The sequence below is a fragment of the Micromonospora sp. SL1-18 genome (assembly GCF_047921505.1).
Taxonomy (GTDB): domain Bacteria; phylum Actinomycetota; class Actinomycetes; order Mycobacteriales; family Micromonosporaceae; genus Micromonospora.
The window spans coordinates 85,333-98,839 of record NZ_JBLROA010000006.1 but is presented as its reverse complement, the minus strand read 5'-3'; the positions used below and the strand labels follow the sequence as shown (position 1 = coordinate 98,839).

Sequence of the window (13,507 nt, the reverse complement as noted above, 5' to 3'; positions counted from 1 at the left end):
CCGGCATGGAGCGGGAGCACCAGACACCTGATGAAACTTCTGTGGGGTTCCGGCCATCCAACGTCGCAACAGTGCCCCGGCCGAGCCGACGCCCCGCGTCACACCAGCAGCGGCAGCCCGTGCTGATGTAGCCGAAAACCGTCGAGGTCGGCGGAATCGACCGCGAGACGCAGGCCGGGAAGCTGTCGCGCGATCCGTTCGAACATGATGCGGCTCTCCAGCCGGGCCAGGTGAGCGCCGAGGCAGAAGTGGATGCCGTGCCCGAAGGCGATGTGCTTGCGGACGTCGGTCCGGTGGATGTCGAACTCGTGCGGCCGTTCGAACACGCCTGGGTCACGGTTGGCACCCCACAACGACAAGCCGACCCGATCGAACGCGGGGATCCGCCCGCCGACCATCTCGATGTCCTGGAAGGCGAATCGCGGCGGGACGATCTCCACCGGCCCCCGATATCTGAGCGTCTCCTCGACGACCGCCGCCGCCAGCGACGGGTCGTCCCGCAGAGCCTGCCATTGTTCGGGGTGGGTGAGCAGGAGACGAATGCCGTTGACGATGAGGTCGACCGTTGTCTCCTGGCCGGCGACGAGCAGCAGCTGCACCAGCGCTACCAGTTCGTCGCGGTCGAGCGGGTCACCCCGCTCCGCCAAGGCCACCAGCTGCGATATCAGGTCATCGGCCGGGCACGCCCGGCGCTGGGCCGCCAGCTCGTCGAGGTAGGCCGCGAACTCGACGGTGGCCGTCGAGCCTTCGATGCTCGCCGACACGATCGCGGCCGACCACGCCCGGAACCGGGGTCGGTCCGGCTCCGGGATGCCAACCAGCTCCGCGATGACGTTGACCGGCACCGGATCGGCAAGATCGCGCACCCCGTCCAGGTGCCCCTGCGCGCGTGCCTGTGCGACCAGCCGATCGGCAAGATCGGTGATCCAGGGCTCCAGCCGGGCCACCGCTCGCGCGGTGAAGCTGCTGCTGACCAGCCCCCGTAGCCGGGTATGGTCGGGCGGATCGAGGTTGATGAGCTGACGAGCCTCGATTCTCGCTACTTCCGACAGTGGCTGCGGGGCCGGCTGCCGCATGCCGGGGCTGCGCCGGTGGACCTCGTGGCCGATCGCCGGGTGGCGCAGTCCCGCGAGCACGTCGGCATGCCCGGCGACCACCCACAAGCGGTTGCCCGCGGGATCGACCTGGAGTACCGGCCCGCCACTGTCCCGTACCCGGTCGTAGAACCTGTGCGGGTCACGGCGGACCGCCGGATCCCACAACTCTGAGATGCCGAACTCGACGGCCACGCTGCCTCCTCCAGCGGAGTCCACTGTGCTGGCCTGCCGTCGCCTTGCCCGCCCCTCCGACGCCAGCTGTCCGCGGCGTCGTGAGTCCGGCTGCGGTGCGGGCGGCCTCACGCAGGTCGATCCATGATGTTGAGCGCTAACATAGATGTGTTTCCGGTACGTGTCAATGAGCCGTCTTTACTCGTACGTAGGGATTGACGGGTCGCCGCGTTAGCGCTCACACTGCCTGTCATCGGGGGCTCCGTTACCGGCGATTCAGCCCCTCGTGGCCGCCATGGACAGGCGACCGCTAGTCATCACCATCCGCCGGATGGAGTCGGCGCCGGCGTGCCCGGCCCCCCTGGGGCGATCGGGTGCGGACAGCATCCGTCCACCTGGGCCGGTGCCGATCCATCCAGCGGATCTCGACCTAGGCACAGCGAGCAGGAGCCTGGCCGAGCGGTCAGCGCATTCCCATACGGAAGGACGGTTCAGTGGCTCAATCCGACAAGCGTCCCATCAACCGGCGTCAGGTCCTTCAGGCATCAGCCATCGGGGCAGCCGCGGTGGCCGGCGCGAGCGTGCTCCCGACGACCGCTGCCGCGGCAGCGACGACCACCGAGCCGGCAACCGGCCCGACCGCCCTCGGCGCGGCCCCACCCGATCTCGGTCCCGGCGGCACCGCGCCGGTCAGGCCGTTCCAACTGCGGGACGTGAAGCTGGGCGACGGCCTGCTGCAGGAGAAGCGCGACCGGACGAAGAACTACATCCGGCAGTTCGACGAGCGACGCTTCCTCGTTCTGTTCAACAACCAGGCCGGTCGGCCGAACCCGCCGGGCGTCTCCGTCCCCGGGGGCTGGGAGGACGGCGGGCTGCTCAGCGGCCACTGGGCCGGTCACTTCATGACCGCTCTCGCCCAGGGCTACGCCGACCAGGGCGAGCCGATCTTCAAGAGCAAGCTCGACTGGATGGTCAACGAGCTCGCGGCGTGCCAGGCCGCGATCACCGCCCGCATGGGCGGCGGCGACCCCGGCGGCGAGGATCCGCAGCAGCCGCCGATCGGCCGGGTTGCGGGTCGCTTCGGGAACGGGCTCCGCCTGAACGGACCGAGCAGGGCGCAGCACGTGACGCTTCCCCAGGAGGCGATCAGCCAGATCACCAACTTCACCATCGCCACCTGGGTGAATCTCGCGTCCACCCAAACCTGGAGCCGGCTGTTCGACTTCGGTCAGAACACCACGGTGAACATGTTCCTGACCCCGCGCGCCGGCGTCACCGGCAACGTGCCGAGGTTCGCCATCACAGTTGGCGGTTCCGGCCAGGAACAGCAGATCAACGGTAACGCCGCGCTGCCGACGAACCAGTGGGTGCACCTGGCCGTCACGCTGTCGCAGAACACCGGAACGCTGTACGTGAACGGTCAGCAGGCCGGCCAGAACACGAACATGACCCTCAACCCGTCCAACCTGGGGAACCCCGGGAACCGGTGGATCGGGCGATCGCAGTACGGCGACCCGTTCCTGGACGCGACCATCGACGAGTTCCACGTCATCGACCGCGCCCTGAGCCAGGCGGAGGTGCAGTCGCTGCTGGACTCGCCGGCCGGGACCACCGGCGGCGGGACCATCGCCTGGTACCGGTTCGACGAGGACGGTGGCACCACCCTCAAGGACTCCTCGCCCAACGGCCGCGACGCCGGCATCGTGGCGTCCCAGGACAGCGGGACCTCCCTGTGGATCCCGACCCACCCCGGCTACCTCGGTGCGATCCCGGAGGACGCGGTGCTCCGGCTCGGGCCGCCGCGCTGGGCCGTCTACGGCGGCAACGCGAGCACCAACACCTGGGCGCCCTGGTACACCCAACACAAGATCATGCGCGGCCTGCTCGACGCCTACTACCACACGGACAACCAGACGGCGCGCGATGTCGTCGTCAAGATGGCGAACTGGGCTCACCTCGCGCTGACCATCGGGGACAAGAACCACCCCGCCTACCCGGGCCCCATCACCCGCGACAACCTGAACTACATGTGGGACCTCTACATCGCCGGCGAGACCGGTGGGGCGGGCGAGGTGTTCCCCGAGATCTACGCGCTCACCGGCGACGCGAAGCACCTGGAAACCGCAAAGCGCTTCGACAATCGCGAGTCGTTGTTCGGTGCCTGCGTCGAGAACCGCGACATTCTCGTGACGACGCCGAAGACCCGGCCCGGTCGTCGCCGCCCGGACCGCCTGCACGCCAACTCGCACGTGCCGCAGTTCGTCGGTTACCTGCGGGTCTACGAGCACACCGGTGATCCGGAGTACTTCCAGGCCGCGAAGAACTTCTTCGGCATGGTCGTCCCGCACCGCATGTTCGCCCACGGCGGGACGGGCGGCAACTACCCCGGTTCCAACAACAACATCGAGATGTTCCAGAACCGGGACAACATCGCGAACGCGATCGCCCAGGGCGGTGCGGAGACCTGCACCACGTACAACATGATCAAGCTGGCCCGTAACCTGTTCCTCCACGAGCACGACCCGGCGTACCTGGACTACTACGAGCGCGGCCTGCTCAACATGATCCTCGGCTCGCGTGCCGACAGCACGAGCGTCAGCAACCCGCAGGTCACCTACTTCCAGCCGTTGACGCCGGGCACCGCTCGCAGCTACGGCAACACCGGTACCTGCTGCGGCGGAACGGGCGTGGAGAACCACACGAAGTACCAGGAGACGATCTATTTCAAGTCGGCCGACGGCAACACGCTGTGGGTCAACCTGTTCGTACCGTCCACGCTGACCTGGGCCGAGAAGGGCTTCACCGTCACCCAGGAGACGAGCTACCCCCGGGCCGATCGCACGAAGCTGGTCGTCAACGGCAGCGGCCAGCTCGACATCAAGCTGCGGGTACCGGGCTGGGTGGAGCGGGGCTTCTTCGTCACGATCAACGGAGCCGACGCCAAGGTCGACGCCAAGCCGGGAACCTACGTCACGCTGAGCCGGACCTGGACATCCGGCGACACGATCGAGATCCGCATGCCGTTCAGCATCCGGATCGAGCGGGCCATCGACCGCCCCGACACCCAGGCGATCTTCTGGGGTCCCATCCTCCTGCAGATCCTCGGCAACCCGGGCGGTGGCAACTATCGCGAGCTGTCCCTCTACCGCGACCTGAAGCGGGACGGGGACTACGCCCGCTCGGCCATCACCCACACGAGCACCACCGCGGCGGGTGACCCGCTCTTCACCGCGAACGGCCTCACGCTACGGCCGTATTACATCAGCGACTCGCAGGCCGCCTCGTCGTACTTCCGCCGGGTCGAGCCGACGATCGTGTTCGGGTCCATCGACACCGGAGTGCCGAACTACAAGCGCAACGACGGCCTGCCGAACTACGACGTTCCGGTGGCGGGCATAACCTCACCGGGCGCCGACGGCCCGACCTTCCTCGACCTGGTGTGGGACCAGGCGCCATTCGCCAACCACGGCGACCTCCAGTCGGCGGTCGCCCGCACCGCCGACGCATTCCTCAAGGCCGGCATCTTCACCGCGGCGGAGAAGGATCTCGTCATCTCAAGCGCCGCCCGCGCGAAGAATGAACTCGCCCCGTAGTTGACGCCGGCAGCGTTCCGGCACACCGGATGAAGGCCGCGGCCCGGCCGAGTTGAATCGACCGGGCCGCGGCTGTTCCGACGGCTGCGCCGACAGCCCTTCGGGGCGGACCGCCGAAATGTGAGCGTGCACAGACCTGGCCCACCACGGCGGCCGCGCCGTAGGCCAATGTCAATGGGCGCGGCAACGAGAACGATCGCCTGCCTGGTGGCCTTGAGGGCGGAGGCAGCGTTACGTGGACGTTTCCAAACAGTCCTTGACGGAACCCATGTGAGCGCTAACACTAGGGCGAACGGTGAGCGGAGGATGTCGTCAACTTCTCGGCCCTGAAGGACCGGGCTTGCTCGGTTCGTCAGGGTGGTTGACCAGCTCTAGGGACCTCTGAAAGGGAGGTGACTACGTTGTACACAGGTGTGAAGACCCACTCCGGGGTGCTTCCTCAGCCCCGGACTCTGGAATCCGTGTCAGCAGACACGGCCCCGAGATGCCACGAAACGGGACACGGACGCCGCGAGGCAGCCGGTGTGCGACATGGGCGAGGGGAGACCGGCGTGAGCCGGCGTCACCCGGAACCCGCCTCGGCGGGAACCGGAGCGGGCCGTGAGGCCCACACCCATCCGGTGGTGTTCGTGGTCGACCGACACCACCGTCCGTTGCAGCCGTGCACCCCGGCCCGCGCCCGGAAGCTGCTCGCCTCCGGCCGTGCGGTGGTGCACCGGCGCACCCCGTTCGTGATCCGGCTCAAGGACCGTGAGGTCGCCGACTCGCAGGTGGACGGGGTGGAGCTCGGCGTTGACCCGGGTTCGAAGTTCACCGGCATCGCGGTCTTCCGCACCGACAACACGGTTCGGGCCGGCCTGTTCGCGATCGAGGTCCGCCACAGGGGCGGGCAGATCCGCGACAAGCTGACCGCCCGCGCCGCATTCCGGCGTGGTCGCCGGTCGCGGAACCTGCGCTACCGGGCACCCCGCTTCCTGAACCGCCGTAAGCCGGACGGGTGGTTGGCGCCGTCGTTGCGGCACCGGGTCGACAACACCATGTCCTGGGTCCAGCGGCTGTGTCGGTGGGCCCCCGTGACCGGCCTGCATGTGGAGCGGGTCGCGTTCGACACGCAACTGTTGCAGAACCCGAACATCGCCGGGGTCGAGTACCAGCACGGCACCCTGCACGGGTACGAGGTCTTCGAGTATCTGCTGGCCAAGTGGGGACGCGAGTGCGCCTACTGCGGCGCCACGGGGGTGCCGCTGAACATCGACCACATCGTGCCGCGTTCGCGGGGCGGCTCGGACCGGGTGTCGAACCTGACCCTGGCCTGCGTCGCGTGCAACCAGGCAAAGGACGCCGCCCCGGTCGACGTCTTCCTCGCGGACCGGCCCGCTGTGTTGGCCCGCATCCAACGCCAAGCGAAACTGCCGCTGCGAGACGCCGCGGCCGTGTCGGCAACCCGGCGGGCGCTGTGGCAGGCGCTGGCCGCCACCGGCCTGCCGGTCGAGGTTGGCACCGGCGGGCGCACCAAATGGAACCGGCACCAGACCGGCGCGCCGAAAACCCACACCCTCGACGCCCTACACGTCGGGCTCCTCGCTGGCGTGCGGTCCTGCCCGAGGCAGGTGCTGGTCGCCACCGCGACCGGCCGCGGCTCGTACGCCCGCACACGCTGCGACCGATACGGACGGCTGCGGATGCCGAAAAGCAAAACGGTACGCGGTTTCCAAACCGGCGACCTGGTGCACGCTGTCGTACCGGCCGGCAAGAACAAGGGCCGGCACACTGGCCGGGTCGCTGTGCGAACCACCGGACGCTTCAACATCCGCACCAGCCACACCCTCATGCAGGGCATCCATCACCGGCACGTCCGACTGCTGCAACGCGCCGACGGATGGGCCTACACACGAGAGGAGGAGCGGCGTTTCCTCCCGACCCTGAACGGCCGGGTTTCCACGCCGCAACGCCGATGAGTGGTCCGGGGGAAACCGCCGATCAGGTCGTCGTCGGCGTCGACTTCGGCACGTTGTCCGGGCGGGCACTGGTCGTACGCGTTCGTGACGGCGCCGAGCTGGGCACGGCGGTCCACGCCTACCGGCACGGTGTCATGGACTCCGTACTGGCCGCCGACGGGCAGACGCTGCCGGCCGACTGGGCCCTGCAGGACCCCGACGACTACCGGGACGTACTGCGACACGCCGTGCCCGCGGCACTTACCGCGAGCGGCGTCGGCCCGCAGCAGGTCATCGGCATCGGGATCGACTTCACGGCCTGCACGATGCTGCCCACTCTGGCCGACGGCACCCCGTTGTGCGAGCTACCCGACCTGCGCACCCGCCCGCACGCCTACGTCAAGCTGTGGAAGCACCACGCCGCCCAACACCAGGCCGACCGCGTCAACGCCCTCGCCCACCAGCGCGGGGAGCCCTGGATCGGCCGCTACGGCGGCAAGATCTCCGCCGAGTGGCAGTACGCCAAGGCGCTGCAACTGCTGGAGGAAGACCCTGAGATCTACGCCCGGACCGAGCGCTGGATCGAGGCCGCCGACTGGATCGTCTGGCAGTTGTGCGGCACCGAGACCCGCAACGTGTGCACCGCCGGGTACAAGGGCATCCGCCAGGACGGTCGCTACCCGTCCCGGGACTACCTTGCCGCGCTGAACCCGGATTTCGCCGACTTCATCCAGAAGATCGACGGTCCGCTGGCCGCCCTGGGTGCGCGTGCCGGCGGGCTGACCGCTCCGGCCGCGGCGTGGACCGGCCTGCCCGAAGGCATCGCCGTGGCGGTCGGCAACGTGGACGCCCATGTCACCGCCGCCGCCGCGCAGGCCCTCGAACCGGGCCGGCTGGTCGCCATCATGGGCACCTCCACCTGCCACGTCGTCAACGGCACCGAGTTGGCCGAGGTGGCCGGCATGTGCGGCGTGGTCGACGGCGGCATCAGCGCCGGCCTATGGGGATACGAAGCCGGCCAGAGCGGGGTCGGCGACATCTTCGGCTGGTACGTCGAGCACGCCGCGCCCGACGGGTTCGCCTCCCACGAGCTGCTGACCGAACAGGCCGCCACGCAACCCGTGGGCGCGCACGGATTGGTGGCGCTGGACTGGTGGAACGGCAACCGGTCGCTGCTGGTCAACCACGATTTGAGCGGGGTGATCGTCGGGCTGACCCTGGCCACCCGGCCGGCCGACATCTACCGCGCACTTTTGGAGTCCACCGCGTACGGAACCCGCATGATCATCGAGGCGTTCGCCGCGGCGCGGGTGCCGGTGAACGAGCTGATCGTCGCGGGCGGGCTGACCAGCAACCGGCTGCTGATGCAGATCTACGCCGACGTCACCAACCGGCCGCTGGGCATCATCGGCTCGTCGCAGGGGCCGGCGCTGGGCTCCGCCATCCACGCGGCGGTCGCGGCGGGCGCCTACCCCGACGTCTCCGCGGCCTCCGCGGCGATGGGCCGGGTCGACCGCGACGCCTATCTGCCCGATCCCGGGCGAGCCCTTGCCTACGACGCGCTCTACGCCGAGTACCGGCGGCTGCACGATCACTTCGGCCGCGGCGCCGAGGACATGCTGCTGCGCCTGCGCGCCATCCGTAACGCCGCCCGGTCGGCGGCCCACCCCGCCCCGGCCGACGAGGCCGTACTCCCCTTGGAGGTGACGGCATGAGCGAGCCTTTCCGCACAGGCCCCGAGGTCGCGCGGCTGCGCGAGACGGTGGTCGGGGTGCACGCCGAACTCGGTGCCCATCGCCGGCGAGTCCATCGACTCGCTCTACGAGCGCTACCAGAACGTCTATGGGCGGACCGTCCCGTCGGCCAGCCGGTAGCGCAGCAAGGTCCCCCACCACACTCCCGTAAGGAGTCATCACATGTTGAACACCGGTAGTTCGATCAGCCGCCGCGGGTTCGGCTCCATTCTGGCGGCCGGGCTGCTCGCCACCGGTCTGGCCGCCTGCTCCAACAGCGACACCGGCGGCGACGGCGGCAAGAGCGGCGACGGCAAGATCGTGCTCGGGTTCTCGCAGGTCGGCGCCGAGAGCGGCTGGCGTACCGCGAACACCACCTCCATCAAGGAGTCTGCCGCCGAAGCTGGCTTCGAGCTGAAGTTCGACGACGCCCAGCAGAAGCAGGAAAACCAGATCAAGGCGATCCGCAACTACATCCAGCAGAAGGTCGACGTCATCGCGTTCTCGCCCGTGGTGGAGTCGGGCTGGGACACCGTGCTCAAGGAGGCCAAGGACGCCGGCATCCCGGTGATCCTGACCGACCGGTCCGTCGACTCGGCCGACAAGTCGCTCTACAAGACCTTCATCGGCTCCGACTTCGTGAAGGAGGGCCGGCTCGCCGGTGAGTGGCTGGTCGAGCAGAAGAAGTCCGCGACCGGCCCGGTGAACATCGTGGAGCTGCAGGGCACCACTGGATCGGCGCCCGCCAACGACCGCAAGAAGGGCTTCGCGGAGGCGATCGGCACCAACCCCAACCTGAAGATCATCGCGTCTCAGAGCGGTGACTTCACCCGGGCCGGCGGCAAGCAGGTCATGGAGCAGTTCCTCAAGGCCAACCCGAAGATCGACGTGCTGTTCGCGCACAACGACGACATGGGCCTGGGCGCGCTGGAGGCGATCACGGCGGCCGGCAAGGTGCCGGGCAAGGACATCACCATCATCACCGTCGACGCGGTCAAGGACGGCATGCAGGCCCTGGCCGACGGAAAGTTCAACTTCATCGCCGAGTGCAGCCCGCTGCTCGGGCCCCAGCTGATGGACCTGGTCAAGAAGGTGCACGCCGGTGAGGAGGTGGCCCCGCGCATCGAGACCGAGGAGACCACCTTCACGCAGGAGCAGGCCAAGGAGGCCCTGCCGAACCGCAAGTACTGACGAGCCGGCCACCGGCACGACCAACGGGCCGGCGGTGTCGACCACACCGCCGGCCCGGACCACTCTCCCGCACTGTGCACCGACGGGCCGGGACCGCCCCGCACGGTCGCGGCGGCCGCGCACCTGACGACAATCACGAAAGGCCTGGTGGGATGTCGGATAGGCATCCGGTCCTGACGATGACCGCGATCAGCAAGTTCTTCCCCGGGGTTCGGGCCCTCGACGGTGTCGACTTCCGGTTGTTCCCTGGCGAGGTGCACGCCCTGATGGGCGAGAACGGCGCCGGCAAGTCCACCTTGATCAAGGTGTTGACCGGGGTGTACGGCAGCGACGCCGGGACCATCACGCTCGACGGCGCCTCGGTCTCCTTCACCGGTCCCATGCAGGCCACCGCCGCGGGAGTGAGCACTGTCTACCAGGAGGTCAACCTCTGCCCGAACCTGTCCGTGGCGGAGAACATCTTCATCGGGCGTCAGCCGCGGCGCTTCGGGGCGGTGAACTGGCGCGAGATGCGCCGCCGTGCGACGGTCCTGCTGGCCCGCCTCGACCTGGACATCGACGTCAGCGAGCTGCTGGGCAACCACTCCCTGGCCGTACAGCAGATGGTGGCGATCGCTCGGGCCGTCGACGTACGCGCCCGGGTACTGATCCTCGACGAGCCCACGTCCAGCCTGGACGCCGACGAGGTGGCGCAACTGATGCGCATCATGCGTCAGCTGCGCGACGAGGGCATCGCGATCCTCTTCGTCACGCACTTCCTCGACCAGGTGTACGAGATCGCCGACCGCATCACCGTCCTGCGGAACGGCCGCCTCGTCGGCGAGTACCCGACCGCGGAGCTGCCGCAGTTCGCCCTGGTGGAAAAGATGATCGGCAAGGAACTCGACACCCTGGAGCGGCTGGACGAGCAGGCCGGGCGGGACCTGGCGGCCGTCGAGACGGGTGTCCCGGTCGTCGAGGCGACCGGCCTGGCCCGGACCGGCTCCGTGGCGCCATTCAGCCTCACCATCCACGAGGGTGAGGTGGTCGGCATGGCCGGGCTGCTGGGATCGGGACGGACCGAGATCGCCCGGTTGCTCTTCGGCGCCGACCGGGCCGACCGGGGTCGGCTCGCCGTGGACGGCCGGCCCGTGACCATCCGGGGGCCGGTCGCCGCCATCGACCGGAACATCGCGTTCTGCTCCGAGAACCGGCGCACCGAGGGCCTGGTGGGCGACCTGTCGGTGCGGGAAAACATCATCCTGGCGATGCAGGCGGCCCGCGGCTGGCTGCGGCCGGTGCCCCGTCGCCGCCAGGACGAGTTGGTCCGGCGCTACGTCGAGGCGCTGAGCATCCGCCCGAACAACCCGGACATGCCGGTGCGCAACCTCTCCGGGGGCAACCAGCAGAAAGTCCTGCTCGCCCGGTGGCTGATCACTGAGCCGCGGCTGCTGATCCTCGACGAGCCGACCCGCGGAATCGACATCGGCGCGAAGACCGAGATCCAGCGCCTGGTGGTGCAGCTCTCCGATGGCGGGATGGCGGTGCTGTTCATCTCCGCCGAGCTGGAGGAGGTGCTACGGCTCAGCCACAAGGTCGCCGTGATGCGCGACCGGCAGTTGGTCACCCAGCTGGCCAACGACGACAGCCTCGACGCCGAACGCGTCATGCACGTCATCGCCAGCGGAGCGGAGCAGAAAGGGCGGGACCAGGCATGACCACCTGGAGGACACGCCTGTCGGGCGTCACCGGTCACCGGCTGTTCTGGCCGGTCGTGGTGCTCGTGGCGTTGCTGGCGGCGAACACGGCCTACCGGCCGAGCTTCCTGGCCGTCGAGGTCAAGAACGGGCACCTGTACGGCAGTCTGATCGACGTCGTCCGGCTCAGCGCCCCGCTGATCCTGGTCGCCCTGGGCATGACCCTCGTGATCGCCACCGGCGGGATCGACCTGTCCGTGGGCTCCGTGGTCGCCGTCAGCGGTGCGGTGGCCTGCCTCTACATCAGTCGCCAGCCGGACCAGAGCAACCTCGGCGCCGTACTGACCGCGCTGGTCATCGCCTGCGGGGTGGCGCTGCTCCTCGGCACCTGGAACGGGGTGCTGGTCTCCGTGATCGGCATCCAACCGATCATCGCCACCCTGATCCTGATGGTCGCCGGACGCGGCCTGGCCCAGTTGATCACCTCAGGGCAGATCATCACCATCAACAGCGGTCCCTACCGGATGATCGGAGTCGGGCACCTGCTGACCCTGCCGTTCGCGATCATCATCGCTCTGGCGGTGACGTTGCTGGTGGCGGTGCTCACCCGCCGTACCGCGCTCGGGATGATCATCGAGGCGGTCGGCGGGAACGCCGAGGCCAGCCGGCTGGCGGGCATCCGCGCGCGGCGCATCAAGCTCCTCGTGTACGTCGTGAGCGCCGCCTGCGCCGCCGTGGCCGGGTTCATGATGACCGCGAACGTCTCCAGCGCCGACGGGAACTCGGCCGGGCTGTGGGTCGAACTCGACGCGATCCTCGCCGTGGTCATCGGCGGCACGTCGCTGGCCGGCGGTCGCTTCTACCTCAGCGGCACCGTCGTCGGCGCGTTGATCATCCAAACCCTGACCACCTCCGTGTACGCCATGAACATCGACCCGCAGACCTCCCTGCTGTTCAAGGCGATGGTGGTGATCGCGGTCTGCCTCATCCAGGCGCCCGCGTTCCGCGCCAGGTTCCGCCGCCGGCGAGTCTCCGGGGCGCCACCGTCGGTCCCGGTCGACCAGAAGAAGGAGCAGGTGGCAGCCTGATGAGCACGACACAACTGTCCGCGCGGCTCGGCCGACCGACATGGTTGCGGCTGCCCCGGCGACAGCTCCCGGTGCTGGTCAGCCTCGGTCTGCTGCTGATCATGTACGGCATCGGCGTCTCGCAGTACCGCGCCTTCTCCAACATCCAGGTCATCTTCAATGTCTTCATCGACAACGGGTTCCTGCTCGTCGTCGCGGTCGGCATGACCTTCGTGATCCTGACCGGCGGCATCGACCTGTCGGTCGGCTCGGTGGTGGCGATGACCGCGATGGTGTCGGCGGCACTGCTGCGGGAAGGCCTGCCACCCGCGCTCGTGCTGCTGATCGCGCTGCTGATCGGCCCGGCGCTCGGGTTCGTGATGGGCTGCATCATCCATTTCTTCGACATCCAGCCCTTCATCGTCACCCTGGCCGGCATGTTCTTCGCCCGCGGCATGTGCACCTGGATCAGTTCGGTCTCCGTGCCCATCTCCGACGGATTCTGGACCAGCGCCGCGCAGGAACGGATCAGGATCGGCGAGAACTTCGTGACCGTCAGCGTCCTCGTCACGGTCGCGGTGGTCGCCGTGGCCGCGGTCACGCTGGCGTACACCCGGCTGGGCCGCAACGTGTACGCGATCGGCGGCAACCCGCAGTCGGCACTGTTGATGGGCCTACCGGTCGGCCGCACCCGAATCGCCGTGTACACCATCAGCGGGCTCTGCTCGGCGATCGGGGGCATCCTGCTGTCCTTCTACACCCTGTCGGGGGCTCCGCTGATCGCCGTGGGCATGGAGCTGGACGCGATCGCCGCGGTGGTCATCGGCGGCACCCTGCTCACCGGTGGTGCCGGCTACGTGCTGGGCACCGTGCTGGGCGTGCTGGTGCTCGGCGTCATCCAGACGCTGATCACCTTCGACGGAACCCTCAACTCCTGGTGGACCAAGATCGTGATCGGGGGCCTGCTGTTCGCGTTCATCCTGCTCCAACGCCTCATCGCCATCCGCAAGAAGTAGCCCACGAACCGTCCATCGGAAGGCAA

8 protein-coding genes are annotated in these 13,507 nt (G+C 68.7%); 7 read left to right on the top strand and 1 reads right to left on the bottom strand.

Annotated features, from left to right (window positions below; all coding sequences use genetic code 11):
- Positions 1-98: 98 nt before the first annotated feature.
- Positions 99-1,289, bottom strand: a complete 1,191-nt coding sequence (locus tag ACNAW0_RS04390) for a cytochrome P450 (protein ID WP_416286407.1) — start codon at positions 1,287-1,289, stop codon at positions 99-101.
- 473 nt (positions 1,290-1,762) lie between these two features.
- On the opposite strand from ACNAW0_RS04390, the gene ACNAW0_RS04385 reads away from it, so the two are divergent.
- The 7 genes from ACNAW0_RS04385 to yjfF all read left to right on the top strand — a co-directional run bounded on the left by ACNAW0_RS04385 (position 1,763) and on the right by yjfF (position 13,481).
- Positions 1,763-4,861 (top strand): beta-L-arabinofuranosidase domain-containing protein, encoded by a 3,099-nt coding sequence (locus ACNAW0_RS04385; protein ID WP_416286406.1) that lies wholly within the window; start codon positions 1,763-1,765, stop codon positions 4,859-4,861.
- Positions 4,862-5,412: 551 nt separating this feature from the next.
- Positions 5,413-6,819, top strand: coding sequence for an RNA-guided endonuclease IscB (gene iscB / locus ACNAW0_RS04380; RefSeq protein ID WP_416286404.1), 1,407 nt, complete (start codon positions 5,413-5,415; stop codon positions 6,817-6,819).
- The gene (gene araB / locus ACNAW0_RS04375) at positions 6,816-8,513 is read left to right on the top strand and encodes a ribulokinase (protein WP_416286403.1); all 1,698 of its coding nucleotides are present in this window, start codon (positions 6,816-6,818) and stop codon (positions 8,511-8,513) included. The genes iscB and araB overlap by 4 nt, the downstream gene beginning before the upstream one ends.
- A gap of 201 nt (positions 8,514-8,714) precedes the next feature.
- A complete protein-coding gene (locus tag ACNAW0_RS04370) occupies positions 8,715-9,722 on the top strand; it encodes an ABC transporter substrate-binding protein (RefSeq protein WP_416286402.1) in 1,008 nt (335 codons plus the stop codon).
- A 152-nt stretch (positions 9,723-9,874) separates the two neighbouring features.
- Positions 9,875-11,419, top strand: coding sequence for a sugar ABC transporter ATP-binding protein (locus tag ACNAW0_RS04365; protein WP_416286401.1), 1,545 nt, complete (start codon positions 9,875-9,877; stop codon positions 11,417-11,419).
- Positions 11,416-12,486, top strand: coding sequence for an ABC transporter permease (locus ACNAW0_RS04360; protein ID WP_416286400.1), 1,071 nt, complete (start codon positions 11,416-11,418; stop codon positions 12,484-12,486). Before ACNAW0_RS04365 ends, ACNAW0_RS04360 begins: the two co-directional genes overlap by 4 nt.
- The gene (yjfF, locus tag ACNAW0_RS04355) at positions 12,486-13,481 is read left to right on the top strand and encodes a galactofuranose ABC transporter, permease protein YjfF (protein ID WP_416286399.1); all 996 of its coding nucleotides are present in this window, start codon (positions 12,486-12,488) and stop codon (positions 13,479-13,481) included. Before ACNAW0_RS04360 ends, yjfF begins: the two co-directional genes overlap by 1 nt.
- Positions 13,482-13,507 lie beyond the last annotated feature (26 nt).